The organism is Leifsonia sp. 1010 (genome assembly GCF_031455295.1).
Classification (GTDB): Bacteria; Actinomycetota; Actinomycetes; order Actinomycetales; family Microbacteriaceae; genus Leifsonia.
The window spans coordinates 1,705,724-1,722,998 of the sequence record NZ_JAVDSL010000001.1 but is presented as its reverse complement, the minus strand read 5'-3'; the positions used below and the strand labels follow the sequence as shown (position 1 = coordinate 1,722,998).

Below are 17,275 nucleotides of genomic sequence, written 5' to 3'. Positions count from 1 at the left end.
CTCACTCTACTGGCGCGTGGCGGTGTGCGAGCCAGAAGGGATGCGGCTCCGCGGCCTCTCTCGCGAGGCGGTGCGCGAGCGGCGTCCAGACGATCACGGCGACCCCGGCGCCGAGCAGCAGACCGCCGATCGTGTCGCTGATCCAGTGCGCGCCGAGATAGGTACGACTGACCGCCATGAGGACCGCCCACACCACCCCGAGGATCCACACCCACACCCTCGGGAACAGGATGCCGAGCACGACCACCATCGTCGCCGCATTCGCCGTATGCCCGGATGGGAATGAACCGGTGTCGGCGTTCACGAGGATCTCCGTCGGCCGTGCCCTCCCCACGGTGTGCTTGATCAGCTGGACGCAGACGACCGACAGCACGCTCGCGATGGCGAAGAACGCGGCGCCCCACGGCCTTCGGAACGCGAGCAGCAGCAGGAAGATCAGGACGGGGATGACCACCGATCCGAGGATGCTGCCGCCGACGTAGTTGAAGAACAGCGCCGGTCCGAGCCAGAGCGGGGAGCGGTGCTCGACGATCTCGCCCATCCACTCGGCGTCGATCGCGAACGGCTCCCGGGGGCGGAGCGCGATGATCAGTCCGAGTCCGACCACGACGACCACCGCGACCGACCCGGCGACGACGGGCCACCTCCGCGTCACCCGGGCCGCTTTGACGACGTCGTGTCCTTCGGCGTCCTCGGGCGGCGGAACGGGATGCGGTTCTGTCATGCGCCCAAACGTACCCGCGCCGGCATGTCCGCCCCACCGTCGAATACACGAAAACTGCACACCTATCGCCGCGCGCGCGTGCAGTTTTTGCGTACTCGACGGTGGGGGCGGTGGGGGGTAGAGGTTAGTGGGCCAGTTGAGGGACGCTGCGCGGACGGACGACGATCCAGAGCGAGGCGATCGAGACCAGCGCGCAGACGGCCATCACGGCGCCCATCGGTGCCGCGCTGCCGACGCCGAGGATGCCGACGACCGGCGACACGATCCCGGCGATGCCGAAGTTGGCCGCACCGAGCAGGCTCGCGGCCGTCCCGGCCTCGTGGCCGTGGCCGTTGAGCGCGAGCACCTGGACGCACGGGAAGCCGAAACCGCAGGCGGCGATGAAGAACCACAGGGGGATGACGGTGCCCCACAGTCCGACGTGCGACTGGTCGAGCACCACGATGGTCACGGACGCCACGAACATGACCACGGTGGAGCACGCCAGGATCCACTGCGGTCCCACGTACTTGGTGAGGCGCGCGGACGACTGGACGCCGATGATGATGCCGATGGAGTTGATCGCGAACAGCAGACCGTACTCCTGCGCGTTGAACTGGTAGATCTCCTGGAAGATGAACGAGCTCGACGAGAGGTAGGAGAACAGGCCGGTGAAGTTGGCGGCTCCGACGATCGCGATGCCGACGAACACGCGGTCGCTCAGCACGGCCTTGTACCGCTGGCCCACCGTCGAATGCCCGGCGTCCTGGCGCCGCGCCTTGGGCAGTGTCTCCACGATCCAGAGGGCGACGCAGATGATCACGAACAGGCCGTAGCAGGCGAGCACGACGAAGATCCCGCGCCACGGCATGACGAGCAGGAGCCAGGAGCCGAGCACGGGCGCCAGCACCGGCGCGAGGCCGTTGACGAGTGCGAGGCGGCTCAGCATCCGGACCAGCGGACGTCCGCCGAAGAGGTCGCGGACCATGGCCATCGCGACGACGCCGCCCGCCGCTGCGCCGATGCCCTGCAGGGCACGCGCGACGCCGAGCAGTTCGACGTTCGGGGCGATCGCCGCGGCCAGACACGCGATGATGTGCACACCGGTTGCGACCATGAGCGGCGTGCGCCGGCCGATCTTGTCCGACCACGGGCCCACCAGCAGCTGGCCGACGCCGAAGCCGATCGTCGTGGCCGTGAGGGTCAGCTGAATGGCCGCGGTGGAGACATTGAAGTCGTTCTGCAGCGTCGGCAGCGCGGGCAGGTAGGTGTCGATCGTGAACGGGCCCAGTGCGGTGAGCGCGCCGAGGATCAGGATGTAGGCGAGGCGCTGGCGGCCGGAGAGCGAGTCTCCGGGATGCACGACGGTGGTCACGAAAGGGTCCTTGGCAGGTCGAGGTGGATGAGGCCGCGCCCGCCGTCGGACGCAATGAGAACAGCACCGCGCGGAAGCGGTGCTGTCGGGAGTGGTGGTTCGAATCGATTCGATTGATCGACTACAAGGAATCCTATACCGTGCAGGCCTCTAATGTGAACGTGCGCATTGACTTTCCGTTCGCGCAGATTCGTGCCGAATGTGCGTTATGGCGCCGCCAAAGCGCACATTCGGCACGAATGTCCGCCTTGCCCGGGGGTTGGAAGCGCAGATTTGCGCCAAATCTCGGTTATGGAGGCGCCAAAACGTAGATTTGCGCCAAATCTTGCGGAGGAAGGGCGGGAAGGGGCGGAGGGAGGCGTAGCGGAGGGAGGCGTAGCGGAGGGAGGCGGACGAGATGCGGTCAGGATGCGGGGGCGGCCAGCAGCGGACGGAACGCGAGCTCGGCCGCGCCGATCATGAGGATGTCCGCGCCGAGCCCCGCTCGCACGATGGAGAGCCGCTCGGCGCTGGCGGCGAGCGCCTGCTCTCCCACGAGGCGCGGCAGCCGCTCGGGGTCGAGCGCGTGGAGCGCACCGAGGAACCCGCCCAGCACGATCAGCTGCGGGTCGAAGACGTTGGTGGCGTTGCGCAGCGCCGTCGCGAGGAAGCCGACCTGGCGATCGACCTCCGCCGTCACGGCCGGATCGCCCGCCGCGATCGCCGCCGCAAGCGCACGGTCGAGCTCCTCGGGGTCGGCCGCATCCATCCCGAGCACGCGCAGCAGCGCACCCTGGCTCACCTCGGTCTCGAGGCAGCCGATGGCGCCGCAGTGGCAGCGCACGCCCGCGGAGTTGACGAGCGTATGCCCGAGCTCGCCCGCGTAGCCGCTGATCCCGGTGAGGGGCGCGCCGCTGACGATCACTCCGGCGCCGATGCCCGACGCGCCGCCGTTGAGGTACACCAGGTCGCTCGCGCCGCGTCCTGCGCCGAAGAGCCGCTCGGCGTCGGCGCCGAGGCTCGCGTCGTTGGCGGCGAGCACGGGGTACCCGGTCGCGGTGGCGAGTTCGGCGGCGAACGGCTCTTCGGTCCATTCGAGGTGGGGAGCGAGCCGCACCACACCGTCCTCCTCCCGCACGAGCCCGGGTACGGCCACGCCGATCCCGACGACGCGCGAGGCCTTCGCGAGGTCGGCACGAAGTCCGTCGACGACCGCTGCGGCGATGGCCACCGCCTCCGCGGCCGAGGGGATGTGCCCGGTTGGGTACCGCACGCGCCGGTGCACAGTCGCGTCCAGACCGACCACGCCCACGGTCACCGCGTCGATCTCGGGGTTGATGGCCAGCGCGACGACGCGGCCGTCGGGCGCGACGACGGGAGACGGCCGCCCGACCCGGTTGCTGAGTTCGGGCTCGCGCTCCTGCACGAGGCCCAGCTCTGCCAGCTCGGCGACAAGGGCACCGACGGTCGACCGATTCAGCCCGGTCGCCTGCGTGAGCGCCGAGCGGGCCAGCGGGCCCTCGCGGTGGACGAGCCCGAGCACGGTCGCGAGATTGTGCCGCCGCACCGTGTCGAGGTTCGTCCCCGTCGCCTTGCCGTTCATTCTCCGCGTAACTGTACCGTCGGGGCCGGGCTCCGGTGACGCGGGCGCCAGGCGCGCGCCCACGTCACCGGTCCGCCGGGCCGGATGCGCCGGCTCAGCCGAGGGTCGCCGTCCCCGACTCCGAGGCCGCGGTGCGGCCGGTGACCGCATCCCGCAGCGTGAAAGGATGCCCACTCGGTCCGGTCGCGGTCAGCGCCTCACCGCGGCGGGTCACCGTGTACTCGGCGACCTCGCCATCGGGCGTCGTGACGGCCATCGTGCGCTCTCCGTCCGGCCCGGGGTACACGGCGAGCGTGAGGTCGGTGCGGTAGTCGTAGTCCGGGCGGTCGTCGCGGGCGCCGAGCGGCAGGACGGCCCCTTCACGCACGAACAGCGGGATGCTGTCGAAGCCGTGGGTCTCGCGCAGCCAGCGTCCGCCCTCCACCGTGCGGCCCGAGAAGTACTCGGTCCAGGTGCCGTCGGGCAGGTAGAACTCGACCTCGGACGGCGCGAACACGGGCGCGACCAGGAGGTCGGCTCCGAGCATGTACTGGCGGTCGAGGTAGTCGACGGCCGGGTCGCCCGGGAACTCCAGCTGCATCGGCCGCATGACCGGCGTCCCGGCGGCGTGCGCCTCCTGGCCCGCGGCGAACAGGTACGGCATCAGCCGCAGCTTCAACTTCGTGAACAGGCGGGTGACCTCGACGGCCTCCTCGTCGAACGCCCACGGCACCCGGTACGAGTCGCTGCCGTGCAGACGGGAGTGGCTCGACAGCAGTCCGAACGCGGTCCAGCGCTTGAACACGCCCGGGTCGGGGGTGCCCTCGAAGCCGCCGATGTCGTGGCTCCAGAAGCCGAAGCCGCTCAGCGCCAGCGAGAGGCCGCCGCGCAGGGTCTCGGCCATGGACTCGTAGCTGGAGGTGTTGTCCCCGCCCCAGTGGACCGGCAACTGCTGCCCGCCGGCCGTCGCCGACCGCGCGAACAGCACCGCCTCGCCGACACCCTTCGCCTCCTGCAGCACCTCGAACACGGCCTCGTTGTAGAGCTGCGTGTAGAGGTTGTGCATGCGCTCGGGCGATGAGCCGTCGAAGTAGTCGACCTCAAGAGGGATGCGCTCCCCGAAGTCGGTCTTGAAGCAGTCGACGCCCTGGGCGACCAACCCTCGCAGCTTGTCCTGGTACCAGCGGGTCGCGTCCGGGTTGGTGAAGTCCACCAGGCCCATGCCGGCCTGCCAGAGGTCCCACTGCCAGACGTCGCCGTTCGGGCGCTTCACCAGGAAGCCCGCCTCGGCGGCCTCCGCGAACAGCGGGGAGCGCTGCCCGATGTAGGGATTGAGCCATACGCAGACCCGGAGGTCTTTGTCGTGCAGGCGCGCGAGCATCCCCTCGGGGTCCGGGAACGTGCGCGGATCCCACTCGAAGTCGCACCAGTTGAACTCGCGCATCCAGAAGCAGTCGAAGTGGAACACCGACAGGGGCAGGTCGCGCTCGGCCATGCCGTCGATGAAGGAGGTGACGGTCGCCTCGTCGTAGTCGGTCGTGAAGCTGGTGGACAGCCAGAGGCCGTACGACCACGCAGGAACCGACGCCGGCCGACCCGTCAGCGCGGTATACCGCTCCAGGATATCCTTCGGAGTCGGGCCGTACACGAGGTAGTACTCGAGGCTCTCGCCCGGCACCGAGAACTGGACGCGCTCCACCGACTCCGACCCGATCTCGTACGAGACGTGGCCCGGGTGGTTGACGAGCACGCCGTAGCCGCGGTTGGTGAGATAGAACGGGATGTTCTTGTACGCCTGCTCGCTGGAGGTGCCGCCGTCGGCGTTCCAGATGTCGACCACCTGGCCGTTCTTCACCAGCGGTCCGAAGCGCTCCCCCAGGCCGTAGACCAACTCGCCGACGCCGAGCGCCAGCTGCTCGTGGACGAACGTCCCCTCGCCGGCCACGGTCATGTAGCCGAGCGACTTGTGCCCGCTCGAGGTGAGCACGCGGTCGCCCGCCGAGAAGGTCAGCGACCACGGCGCACCGCGCTTCACCATCGCCGTCAGACCGCCGGTGGTGAGCACGCCCGCTTCGTCGTCGACGGACACGTGCGCGTGCCCCTCCTCGACGTTGAGATCGAAGCCCCGCTCCGGCCGTGTGCCCTGCCAGTGGTCGACGCGGACGCCGACCACGCCGGGCAGCGGCGAGGTGAGCGTGACGGTCAGCGTCGGGCGGTTGAGGGTGTCGCCCCGGCGCTCGATGACCTTGGCGGGCGCGGTGATCGTGATGCTGCCGTCGCCGGCGACCACGTCGTACGCCTCCTGGGCGTAGACGGGCGTGACGCCGTCGCGCAGCATCCAGAAACCATCGGTGAACTTCATGCGGTGACTGCTCCGGTTACTTGACCGCGCCGGCGGTGATGCCGCGGGTCAGGGTGCGCTGGAAGATGAGGAAGAAGACGAGGGTGGGGATGAGGCCGAGCAGTGCGGAGGCGGACGTGGTCGTCACATCCATCAGCCGGTCGCCCTGCAGGGCGCTGATCGCGACAGGGACCGTCTGGTTGTCGTTCGACACCAGGAAGGTCAGCGGGATCAGGAACTCGTTCCACGTCCAGATGAAGAAGAAGATGAGCAGGACGCTCAGGGTCGGGCGCGAGATCGGGACGACGACGCGCCACAGGATGCGCCAGCGCCCTGCGCCGTCGAGCGACGCGGCCTCCAGCACCTCCTTCGGGAAGGTGCCGTACACGCTCGACAGCAGGTAGGTGCCGAACGCGCTCTGGATCACCGTGAAGATGATGATGACCGCCCACGGATTGTCGTACAGGCCGACCTGCTTGAACATGAAGTACAGGGGGTAGAGCAGGGCCTCCTGCGGCAGCATGTTGGCCAGCAGGAACAGCACGATGATCCAGGTGCGCGCCTTCACCCGGCCGATGCCGAGCGCGTAGGCGTTGAGGACCGACAGCACGACCGACAGCAGGGCGACCATCCCGGAGATGAAGATGGAGTTCCACAGCTTCTCGGGGAAGTTGACGCGGTTCCAGAAGTTTACGATGCCGTCCGTGTAGAACGACGTCGGCAGCTGCAGCGGACCGCCCGAGTTGTAGTCGGCCGGGCTCTTGAACGAGTTGATGAGGATCAGCAGGAACGGGAAGGCGATGCCGATCCCGATGAGGATCGCGACGACGAGGATGACCCAGTCGGTCACGGTCTTGCGCGGCTTCTGCCGCTTCAGCCGGCGGGGCCGCGCCGTCGCCGCATCCGTGCGGGGGCGCTCGATGGTGGTCGACATCAGATCTGGTTCTCCCTGCGCTCCGCGCGGTTCTGGGCGATCATGAAGAGGACGGAGACGGCGATGATGACCACCGTCAGCGCGGTCGCGATGGTGGCGCCGTATCCCACCTGCTGGCTCTGGAAGAACTCGCTGTAGGAGTAGTAGCTGGGCACCATGGTCGCCGTGCCGGGCCCACCGCGGGTCAGTGTGTAGACCGGGCCGAAGACCTTGAGGGCCGCGATGGTGCAGGTGAGGGTGACGACGAAGATCTCCGGCCGGATGATGGACACGGTGATCGAGCGGAACCGCTGGAACCAGTTGGCTCCATCGAGCTCGGCCGCCTCGTACAGCTCGGGGTCGACCCGCTGGAGCGCCGCCATGAAGATGACGACCGGGTAGCCGATCTGCACCCAGACCATCACGGCCATGATGGATGCGAGGGCGGTGTCCGGGCTGCCCAGCCAGTTGTGGGCGAACTGACCCAGACCGACGGCCTGCAGCATGGTGTTGAGTGCGCCGTTGTCGGGCCGCAGGATCCAGCCGATCACGATCGCAGCGATCACGACGGGCAGGATCTGCGGGAGGTAGTAGGTGGCCCGCAGGAAGCTGGCGAGCTTGCCGCCGAACTTCTTGCCGACCAGGTCGAACAGCATGGCGGCGAGGATGAGGCCGACAAGGGTCGGGATGACGACCATCGCGATGATCATCGCGATCGAGTTGCCGAACGAGGTCCAGAACTTGTCGTCGCCCATCAGCCGGACCCAGTTGTTCAGCCCGATGAACTTCGGCGGGCGGATGCCGCGGTAGCTCGTGAAGCTGAGGTAGACGTTCCACACCAGCGGGACGAGGACGATCACCGTCAGCAGGACGAATCCCGGCAGCAGGTACAGCCAGAATCGGCCGTGCCCTCGGCCGGGCACCAGCGCTTCGCTCTGCGCCTTCCGCTTGCGCCCTTCCGGCGCGCGCACGCTCACGTCGACCATGCGTTCTCTCCTTTGCGTTCCCTCGTGGCCATCCGCTCCGGAGTTTTTCGCCTCAACACGCCGGTTGGGGGCGGAAAAACTCAGGAGCGGATGGCTTGGGAGTTTTACTGGTTGACGATCTGGTCGACGCCGTCCTGGTACTCGGAGCCGAGCTCCTTGTTGACCGCGGACGGGTCCTTCGTGCCGTTGATGAGCTCCTGCAGACCGGCGTTCAGCTGGTCGTAGAAGGTCGGCGTGGGCCAGTCGGGGTAGTACGCGATGCCGTCCTCACCGGTGAGAGTGTTGAAGTTCGCGATGAGCTCCTTCGACTTCTCGTCGGTGATGTCGCTCAGCTTCGCCGCCACCGGGATGCCGCCGTTGTTGCCGAGGATCGCCTGGATCTTGGGCTGCATGGTGATGTCGATGAACTTCTCGGCGAGGCCCTTGTTCTTGGCCTTCTCGGGGACGACCCACATGTTGCCGGCCGAGCCGGGCGAGAGCTTCGCACCCGGGAACAGGAACGTGCCCCACTGGTAGTCCTTGATCTCCGTCTGGAAGCGGCCGTACCACCAACTGCCCGAGAAGAAGATCGGGTACTTGCCCGAGATGAACGCAGTGCCGGCGTCCTCGGCCTTCAGGCCCGAGGCGTCCTTGGAGATGTAGCCCTTCTGCACCCAGTCGTCGACCGTCTTGGTGGCGGAGAGGAGCTCGCTGCCCTGCCAGTTCAGCTTGCCCTTGTAGAGCTGGTAGTCGTCGACGAAGGAGCGGTCGGCCTTGGTCAGCGCGAGCTGGTACCAGAGCTGGCCGAGCGGGTACTCGGCCGCCGACTCGGCGAGCGGGGTCACCCCGTTGTCCTTGAACTTCTGCAGCGCGGCGACGAACTCGTCCTGCGTCTTCGGCACCTCGATGCCGTACTTCGCGAACATGTCCTTGTTGTAGTAGACCTCGACGTACTCGCCGTAGTTCGGGATGCCGTACCACGAGCCGGAACCCATGATGCCCTTGTCGTCGTAGCGCGACGTGGTCTGCAGGCTCGGCGCGAGCTTCTTGTCCCAGCCGTACTTCTTGACGGCGTCGTCGAGGTTGCTGAGCAGGCCCTGGCTGGCGAGGAGGCCGGCGGTGGCGTTGCCCTTGTTGTACTCGAGGATGTCGGGGGCCTGGTCCGAGTTCAGGACCTGGGACGCGGTGGAGCGGATCTGCTCGAAGGCCTTCGCCTCGAACTTGACCTTGGCGCCGGTCTCCGACTCGAACTCCTTGATGGCCTCGTTCCAGGCCTTGCCCATCGCCGAGTCTTCGCTCTCGAAGTGCCAGAGGGTGAGGGTCTTGCCCTTCCCATCGGTGCTGTCGGACGACGAACCGGACGTGCCGGAGCATCCGGCGAGCAGCAGGGCACCGGCGGCCAGAACGGCGCCGATTGCGAGGTGCCTCTTGCGCATCTGTTACCTCCTTGTAGTGGAGTGGACGCGCGTCTGCAGGCCTCGCAGCCACTCCGATGCATTTTGTTGGTGAACACAACATAAGCGACGCGAAGAGCGAAAGCAAGTTCGGATTTGGATGTAGAACCGCATTTTTGCGGGGTAGAACAGTTAGTTTTCGGCAACAACATACGAGCCGCGTCAGGCGCATTCTCGCCCGGCGGCGCCCGCGGGCTCAGGCGGCGGCGAGCCCTCGGGCGGGATCCGCGATCAGGTCGGCGAGCACCAGCTCGGCCGCGCCGATGAGCAGCTGGTCGGTTCCGAGCTCCGCCTCGACCACGGTGACGCCCTCTCTCGCCGAGTGCACGACATCGTCGAGGAGGTCGGGTGCGCCGTGGGCGCGGGCGCCACGATAGAGCGCCGCGAGGAAACCGCCGAGCACGAGCAGCGAGGGGTTGAACACGTTGACGGCATTGCGCGCCGCGATCGACAGCAGTGCGTAGTCGTGCTCGATCACGGCGAGCGCCGCCGGATCCTCCGTGGCGACCAGCCGGTCGGCGAGGGATGCGGCCTCCGCCGACGCGAGGCCCACCGACGCCAGCAGCTCCGCCTGGGTGACCTCGGCCTCCAGGCATCCGCGCGATCCGCAGGAGCAGTGCCGGCCGTCCGACCGGACGAACGTGTGCCCGAACTCCCCCGCGTACCCGGCGGCACCCGTCAGCAGACGGCCGCCGCCGATCGCGCCGCCGCCGATCCCTGACGCTCCGCCGATCATGTACACGAGGTCGTCGACGCCGCGCCCGGCGCCGAACGCGCTCTCGGCCCGCAGCCCCAGGACGGCGGCGTTGGCCGCCCAGACCCGGTACCCGGTCGCGGCGGAGAGCATCCCGGCCAGCGGTTCGTCCACCCAGCCGAAGTGCGTCGCCTCCCGGACCATGCCATCCGACAGCCGCACCTGGCCGGGCACCGCGACGCCGATCCCGGCGATGCGGATGCCCGACTCCCCCGCCAGCATCCCGGCGATGCCGGCAGAGGCCAGGGTGACGGTCTCCGCAGCCGACCGGGCCGACGCGGTCTCGATGCGGACCCGCTTGAGCACACGGCCGCCGAGACCGACGAGGCCGACGATCACCGCATCCACTTCGGGGTTCACCGCGACGGCGGCGACGCTGCCCGAGACGCGCACGACCGGACTCGGACGACCCGCGCGACCGCCTCCCGGCGTCTCGTCGACCTCGACGAGGTCGAGGGCCGCGAGTTCCGCCACCAGGTCGCCGACAGTCGAGCGGTTCAGCCCGGTCAGTCGGGTCAGGTCGCTGCGCGACAGAGCTCCGTCGCGGTGCACGAAGCCGAGCACGGTCGCCAGGTTGCTGCGGCGCAGGGCGTCCGTGGCACCGCCCGACGACGGGCGCACGGTGCTCAGCTCGGATGCGGACATGGAATGACCATAACGCGCGGCGTGCACCCGCTCCGTCACCGGGTTCGGTCGCTCACCAGCTCTCCGGACGCGCGCCCAACGGCACAGGGGCCGGACGCTCGACGGTCGACGAGAGCTCCACGACCGTGTGGGTCGCGCCGGCCCGGATCACCGACTCCATGATCTCGAGCACGTGGAAGGCGAGCTCGCCGGAGGCGCGGTGCGGGCGGTCCGTCTCGATCGCTCGCGCCATGTCGGCGAGGCCGTAGCCGCGACCGGCATCCGCGTAGCCTGCGGCGACCGGCACCTCTTGGAACTCGCGGTCGTCGGCCGTTGCCACCTCCACCGGGTCGGAGAACATGTTGGGGTCGGGCACGGCGATCGTCCCCGCTGTCCCGTAGACCTCGAACTTCGGCGTGCGCGTCGCCCACACCTCGAACGAGACGGTCACGGTCGAGATCACGCCGGACGTGTGCTCGAGGAGGGCGGTGACGTGCGTGTCCACCTCCACCGGGATGGTCGAGCCGGCGAGCGGGCCGGTCGCGACCGCGCGCTCGCGCGTCGACCGGCCGGTGGCGCCGGACACCCGCACGACCGGACCGAAGAAGCTGACCAGGCTGGTCAGGTAGTACGGACCCATGTCGAACAGCGGGCCGCCGCCCGGCTGGTAGTAGAACGCCGGAGCGGGATGCCAGAGCTCGTGACCCGGTGCGCTCCAGGCGACGGCGGCGGCGACCGGGTCGCCGATCCGCCCGTCGTCGAGCAGCGCGAGGGCGGTCTGGATGCCGGTACCCAGCACGGTGTCCGGAGCGCTGCCGACCCGCAGGCCCTGCGCTGCCGCGCGCTCGAGGACCGGCGCCGCCTCCGCGGTCGAGAGGGCCAGCGGCTTCTCGCCGTAGACGTGCTTGCCCGCGGCGAGCGCGCGGAGGGCGACCTCGGCGTGCGCCTGCGGGATGGTCAGGTTGAGCACCGCGTCCACGTCGGGATGTGCGAGCAGCTCGTCGACCGAGAGCCCGAGCACGCCCTGCTCGGCGGCGACCGCGGAGGCGCGTTCCACATCCAGGTCGGCGACGGCGGTCAGACGCAGGTTCGGCAGCTGCGGGAAGTGCTCGAAGTATTGCCTGCTGATGTTGCCGACGCCGATGACGCCGACGTTCAACGGGACGCCCACAGCATCCCCCTCTCGATGATGGTGCGGACGGGCTGGCTCTCGACGATCTCCAGGCGGTGGCCCGGCGCGGAGACGAAGATGCGGCCCTTGCCCCACTGCCGGGTCCAGATGGCCGGAGCGGTGACCGGGCGATTCCACGCATCCCACGGGCGGACGCTCTGGGTGGTCGTCGCGAGGACGTCGTTGTACTCGTCGCTGAGCACCCAGTACTGCTCGGTGACCAGGTCGAAGTCGTCGATCCCCTGGGTGATGGGATGCGTCCGTCCGTAGTCGGTGATGTGCACGGTGTACGGGATGTAGTTGTCCGACTGGTCGCCGACGCGCTCGGCCGGATCCTTGCCCGCGTGATGGGCGAACTGTCCGCCGATCATGTGCAGGTAGTCGGCGTTGTTGCGGTACGAGTCGGCGATCCCGCCGTGCCAGCCGGCCATCCCCGTCCCATTGAGCACGGCCCGCTGGAGGCCGCGGAACTCAGGCTCCTCGATCGTGTTCATGGTGTTGACCTGCACGACGAGGTCGACGGTGTCCATGAAGGCGTCGTCCGCGTAGACGGCCGTGCCCTCCTCGACCCGGGTGTCGAAGCCGTTCTCGCGCAGGAAGGGGAGGAACAGCTCCGTGGTCTCGACGGGCATGTGCCCATCCCATCCTCCGCGGACGATCAGTGCCTGCTTGCTCATGCTTCCTTCCGGTGGTCGCCGCCGGCTCCTGAGTTTCTCTGCTTTTCGCACGCCATTCGGCCGAAAAACTCAGGAGCTGCGGGCGTGGTTCAGGGGATCGGGGTCCAGGCGCTGCCGTCGGCGGCGCTGCGCTCGACAGCGTCGAGGACGCGCTGGATGTGGAGGCCGTCGGCGAACGACGGCTCGGGGTCGGTGCCGGACGCGATGGCGGTCACCAGGTCGACGACCTCGTGGCTGAATGCGTGCTCGTAGCCGATGGCGTGACCGGTCGGCCACCAGTTGGCCATGTAGGGATGCTCGGGCTCCGTGACGATGATCCGCGTGAAGCCCTGCTCCCCGGCCGAGGCCGTGGCGTCGTAGAACTGCAGCTCGTTCATCTCCTCGAGGTCGAACGCGATGGCGCCGCGCGAGCCGCTGAGCTCGATGCGGAGTGCGTTCTTGCGGCCGGTCGCGTACCGGGTCGCCTCGAAGGCCCCGATGGCGCCGTCGGCCTCCCCACCCTCGAGCCGGGCGGTGAACCAGGCGGCATCATCGACCGTGACCGTCCCGCGCTCGGTGGAGGCGGTGCCCGAGAGTCCGACGCCCTCGGCGAGCAGCGGGCGCTCCTCGACGAACGTGGCGAGCGTGCCGGAGACGGCGCCGAGGTGCGAGCCGGTCAGGTGCTCGATGAGGTCGACCGCGTGCGCTCCGATGTCGCCGAGCGAACCGGAGCCGGCGAGCGCCTTGTCGAGCCGCCACGTCATGGGGCCGTCCTCGTCGCGCAGCCAGTCCTGCAGGTAGAGCGCGCGCACCTGGCGGATGGCGCCGAGGCGCCCCTCCTGGATCAGCGAGCGGGCGAAGCCGATGGCCGGCACCCGGCGGTAGCTGAAGCCGACCATCGAGCGGATGCCGCGGGCGGCGGCGCGCTCGGCGGCGGCGGTCATCGCCTCCGCCTCCGCGACGGTGTTGGCGAGCGGCTTCTCGCAGAGCACGTGCTTGCCGGCATCGAGTGCGGCGATCGCGATCTCCGCGTGGCTGTCGCCGGGTGTGCAGATGTCGACGACGTCGATCTCGGGGTCGTCGATCACAGCGCGCCAGTCGGTCTCGGCGCGCTGCCAGCCGAACCGGCGGCGCGCATCCTCGACCCGCGCCGCGTCGCGTCCGACGATCACAGACATCACCGGCTCGGCGGGGAGGTCGAAGAATCGGGGTGCGGTGCGCCAGCCCTGCGAGTGCGCTGCGCCCATGAACCCGTACCCGATCATGGCGACCCGGAGCTGCGGCTTGTCGTCGGTCATCGTCGGCCCTTCGTCTGGCGGTACCCGTGCGACGGTAGTTCGCGCTCGACGAGCGGGGCAAGTTTCTCCGCGGGGTTGGAAAACTTTCGTCAGGCGGCGGGCGCTGCCGTCGACCCGCGCTCGATCAGGGCGGTCGCGAGCTCCAGCCGGGTGTTCTCCACCGCGCCGGCCCGGAGCCGGAGCGCGAGGCGCGTCGCCTCCTCCGCCATCTCCTGCAGCGGCTGCCGGATGGTCGTCAGCGGCGGTCGTGCCCACGCCGCGGACGGCGCGTCGTCGAAGCCGACCACCGACACATCCCGGGGCACATCGAGGCCGAGCGCGAAGGCGGCGTCGTACACGCCGAGCGCCTGCATGTCGTTGCCGCAGACGATCGCGGTCGGGCGGTCCGGCGACGCGAGCAGCCTGCGCCCTTCCCGCTCGCCCTCCGCGCGCGAGAACCCTCCGCCGCCGATCTCCGACGGCACCGGGAGACCCGCCTCCTGCATCGCGGACTGGTACCCGGCGATTCGAGCGCGCGAGCACATCAGGTCGGCCGGCCCGGCGATGGCGGCGATGCGCCGGTGGCCGAGCGCGAGGAGGTGGCGGGTCGCCGCGACGCCTCCCGCCCAGTTCGTGGCTCCGATCGCGGGAACGTCGGCCGGAGGATCGCCCGCCGGATCCACGACGACGAACGGGATGTTGCGGGTGCGCAGCTGGCGCCGGTGGTCGGCCGTCAGATTGGAGAACTGCAGCACGATCGCGATCGGCTTGCGGCGGAGCACCCCGGTGATCAGCTCGTCTCCGACGGCGTGGTAGTCGCCGATGGTCGACAGCGTCATCGCCAAGCCGTTCTCGCGGGTGACGCGCTCGACGCCGCGGATGACCTCGACGGACCACTCGCTGCCCAGGTTCTCGATGACGAGCTCGACGGTCTCGCCGCGTTCCGCATCCACACCGCGGCGGGCGTACCCGGAGTCGTGCAGCAGCTCCTCGACGCGTCGGCGGGTGTCGGCGGACACACCGGGGCGGCCGTTGAGCACCTTCGACACGGTCGACAGCGACACGGACGCCTCGCGTGCGATGGCCTCCAGGGTGGGGCGTGTCGGAGCGGGCATGCAGCCACTGTCGCACACGCGGCGACTCGTCCGGCCGCTGCGACGCTCGGGCCCGGGCTGTGTCACAATGACGCCCAGCCTGCTGCCGTGCGTGCGAAAACCGTTCAGAAAGCGAGACCGATGCCGCTCACCGACCTGACCCACTCCGAACTGCTCGCCTTCCGCCCGGAGGTCCAGGAGCCCGCCGACTTCGACGCCTTCTGGGAGCGCACGATCGCCGAGGCGCGGGCCGCCGGCGGCGTGCCGGAGCTGACCCCGGCCGACTCGCCGGTGACCCAGCTGCGCATCGACGACCTTGTCTTCCCCGGGTTCGGAGGGGAGCCGGTGCGCGCCTGGGTGTCGCGCCCGCTGCACGACGACGGGCCGCTCCCCGCGGTCGTGCAGTACCAGGGGTATGGCGGCGGCCGTGGGCTGCCGGGCGAGAACGTGGCGTGGGCGCTGGCCGGGTACGTGCACGTGTTCGTCGACACCCGCGGCCAGGGCAGCGGATGGGGCAGCGGCGGAGACACGCCCGACCCGCACGGCTCGGGTCCGGCCACTCCGGGCGTGATGACCCGGGGCATCCACTCGCCGGAGACGTACTACTACCGCCGCGTGTTCACGGACGCCGTGCGCGCCGTCGACGCGACGCGGTCGCTGCCGTTCGTCGACCCCGACCGCATCGCTGTGACGGGCGGCAGCCAGGGCGGCGGCATCGCCCTCGCGGCGGGTGCGCTCGCGGGCGGTGTCCGTGCGGTGATGCCGGACGTCGCCTTCCTGTGCGCGTTCCGGCGCGGCGCGGAGGTTGCGGCCGGTGGACCCTTCCTGGAACTCGCCACCTACCTGTCGGTGCATCGCGACGAGGTCGCGGACGTGTTCCGCACGCTGTCGTACTTCGACGGGGTCAACTTCGCTCGCCGCATCCATGCGCCCTCGCTGTTCTCGGTCGCGTTGATGGACACGGTGGTGCCGCCGTCGACCACCTTCGCCGCGTACAACCACCTCGCGGCGTCCGACCGCGCGATCGAGGTGTACCCGTTCAACGACCACGAGGGCGGCGGCGGCGCCCACTGGCGCACGCAGGCCGCCTGGCTGGCCCCGCGCCTCCGCTGACGCGCGGTGCCCCCTGCCCTCTCCCATCCCAAGATTTGCGCCAAATCGCGGTTATCACGCCGCGTAAACCGCGATTTGCGCCAAATCTCGGCCAGACCAGCTCGTGGGAACGCGCTGATTCGTGCCGAATGTGCGGTTTCGGGGCCGGAAAACGCACATTCGGCACGAATGCGGTGTCCGCCTGGGCGGAGTTCAGGCGGGCGGAGCGGTAGTCGCGCGGCGGACCAGGCGGGTGGGGAGGCGGACGTGGATGCGCTCCGGCGTCTCCCCGCTCATCAGCCGGATCAGGAGGTCGGCGGCCGTCGCGCCCAGGCCCTGCATCGGCTGCCGAACGGTCGTCAAGGGCGGGCTGAACTGCGACGCTTCGGGGATGTCGTCGAAGCCGACCACCGAGAGGTCGCGCGGCACGTCGAGGCCGAGCTCGGCGGCGACCTCGATGACCGCGATCGCCGAGATGTCGTTCGCCGCGAACACCGCCGTGGGGCGGTCGGCCCGCCGCAGCAGCGGCAGCGCCACTTCGCGCACGGTGTCGTGCTCGTAGCGGCCGACTGCCACCAGCGACGGATCGAACGGGATGCCCGCCTCGCCCAGCGCGCGGCGGTATCCCGCGTCGCGCAGGCTCGACGAGCGCAGGTCCGGACGACCGGCGACGAAGGCGATCCGGCGGTGGCCCAGCCCGATCAGGAAGGCGGTCGCGTTGCGCGCGCCGCCGAAGCTGTCCGACTCGACGGTGGGCAGATCGGCGCGGCCGGCGTGCGGGTCGATGGCCACCATCGGGACGTCGGCGTTCGCGTTCACGACCGTCGGAGTGACCATGATCACACCGTCGATGAGCGTGCCGCTGAGCCGGCTCAGCGAGCGCCGCTCCCATCCCTCGCTCGACGGCTGGCGTGATCCGCTGTAGGCGAGCAGGTCGTAGCGGGAGTCGTGGAGCGCCGCGCCGACGCCCTTCAGGATCTCGGCGGAGAACGGCTCGAAGTCGGCGACGAGCACTCCGATGACGCCGGTGCGGCGGGAGCGCATGCTGCTCGCGACGAGGCTCGACTCGTAGCCGAGCTCCTGCACCACCTGCAGCACGCGCTCCACCGTTTCGACGGCGACACCGTACCGGCCGTTGACGGCCTTCGACACGGTGGCGACCGAGACACCGGCAGCAGCAGCCACATCGCTGATCGTCGGACGTCGTCCCATGGCGACCGAGCATAGCGTAGAAAAGGTTTTCGAAAACGTTTGACACCGCCCCCACCGCTTGCGACACTTCCGTCGTCCCCACC

The 17,275-nt window shown here is 69.5% G+C and carries 14 protein-coding genes; 1 reads left to right on the top strand and 13 read right to left on the bottom strand.

What is annotated here, in order from left to right; all coding sequences use genetic code 11:
- Position 1 precedes the first annotated feature (1 nt).
- The 12 genes from J2Y42_RS08360 to J2Y42_RS08305 all read right to left on the bottom strand — a co-directional run bounded on the left by J2Y42_RS08360 (position 2) and on the right by J2Y42_RS08305 (position 14,909).
- Complete coding sequence (locus tag J2Y42_RS08360; protein WP_309856827.1) at positions 2–724, bottom strand: phosphatase PAP2 family protein; 723 nt, start codon at positions 722–724, stop codon at positions 2–4.
- 124 nt (positions 725–848) lie between these two features.
- Complete coding sequence (locus J2Y42_RS08355; protein ID WP_309856824.1) at positions 849–2,078, bottom strand: multidrug effflux MFS transporter; 1,230 nt, start codon at positions 2,076–2,078, stop codon at positions 849–851.
- Between the two features lie 403 nt (positions 2,079–2,481).
- Positions 2,482–3,660 carry an ROK family transcriptional regulator gene (locus J2Y42_RS08350; RefSeq protein WP_309856821.1) on the bottom strand — a complete coding sequence of 393 codons (1,179 nt, stop codon included), beginning with the start codon at positions 3,658–3,660 and terminating at the stop codon, positions 2,482–2,484.
- A gap of 94 nt (positions 3,661–3,754) precedes the next feature.
- A complete protein-coding gene (gene yicI, locus J2Y42_RS08345; protein WP_309856818.1) occupies positions 3,755–6,001 on the bottom strand; it encodes an alpha-xylosidase in 2,247 nt (748 codons plus the stop codon).
- A gap of 16 nt (positions 6,002–6,017) precedes the next feature.
- Positions 6,018–6,914, bottom strand: coding sequence for a carbohydrate ABC transporter permease (locus J2Y42_RS08340; protein WP_309856814.1), 897 nt, complete (start codon positions 6,912–6,914; stop codon positions 6,018–6,020).
- Positions 6,914–7,879, bottom strand: coding sequence for a carbohydrate ABC transporter permease (locus J2Y42_RS08335; RefSeq protein WP_018189890.1), 966 nt, complete (start codon positions 7,877–7,879; stop codon positions 6,914–6,916). The genes J2Y42_RS08340 and J2Y42_RS08335 overlap by 1 nt, the downstream gene beginning before the upstream one ends.
- A gap of 104 nt (positions 7,880–7,983) precedes the next feature.
- Positions 7,984–9,294 (bottom strand): extracellular solute-binding protein, encoded by a 1,311-nt coding sequence (locus J2Y42_RS08330; RefSeq protein WP_309856811.1) that lies wholly within the window; start codon positions 9,292–9,294, stop codon positions 7,984–7,986.
- Between the two features lie 214 nt (positions 9,295–9,508).
- Positions 9,509–10,711, bottom strand: coding sequence for an ROK family transcriptional regulator (locus tag J2Y42_RS08325; protein WP_309856808.1), 1,203 nt, complete (start codon positions 10,709–10,711; stop codon positions 9,509–9,511).
- Between the two features lie 52 nt (positions 10,712–10,763).
- Positions 10,764–11,861 (bottom strand): Gfo/Idh/MocA family oxidoreductase, encoded by a 1,098-nt coding sequence (locus tag J2Y42_RS08320; protein WP_309856806.1) that lies wholly within the window; start codon positions 11,859–11,861, stop codon positions 10,764–10,766.
- The gene (locus J2Y42_RS08315; protein WP_309856804.1) at positions 11,846–12,538 is read right to left on the bottom strand and encodes a ThuA domain-containing protein; all 693 of its coding nucleotides are present in this window, start codon (positions 12,536–12,538) and stop codon (positions 11,846–11,848) included. The genes J2Y42_RS08320 and J2Y42_RS08315 overlap by 16 nt, the downstream gene beginning before the upstream one ends.
- Before the next feature lie 89 nt (positions 12,539–12,627).
- A complete protein-coding gene (locus J2Y42_RS08310) occupies positions 12,628–13,815 on the bottom strand; it encodes a Gfo/Idh/MocA family oxidoreductase (RefSeq protein WP_309856801.1) in 1,188 nt (395 codons plus the stop codon).
- Between the two features lie 89 nt (positions 13,816–13,904).
- Complete coding sequence (locus J2Y42_RS08305) at positions 13,905–14,909, bottom strand: LacI family DNA-binding transcriptional regulator (protein WP_309856799.1); 1,005 nt, start codon at positions 14,907–14,909, stop codon at positions 13,905–13,907.
- A 120-nt stretch (positions 14,910–15,029) separates the two neighbouring features.
- Between J2Y42_RS08305 and J2Y42_RS08300 the strand changes: the two genes are divergently transcribed.
- Positions 15,030–16,001 (top strand): acetylxylan esterase, encoded by a 972-nt coding sequence (locus tag J2Y42_RS08300; RefSeq protein ID WP_309856797.1) that lies wholly within the window; start codon positions 15,030–15,032, stop codon positions 15,999–16,001.
- Positions 16,002–16,193: 192 nt separating this feature from the next.
- Here J2Y42_RS08300 and J2Y42_RS08295 read toward each other — a convergent pair whose 3' ends face one another.
- Positions 16,194–17,192, bottom strand: a complete 999-nt coding sequence (locus J2Y42_RS08295; protein WP_309856795.1) for a LacI family DNA-binding transcriptional regulator — start codon at positions 17,190–17,192, stop codon at positions 16,194–16,196.
- Positions 17,193–17,275: the final 83 nt, after the last annotated feature.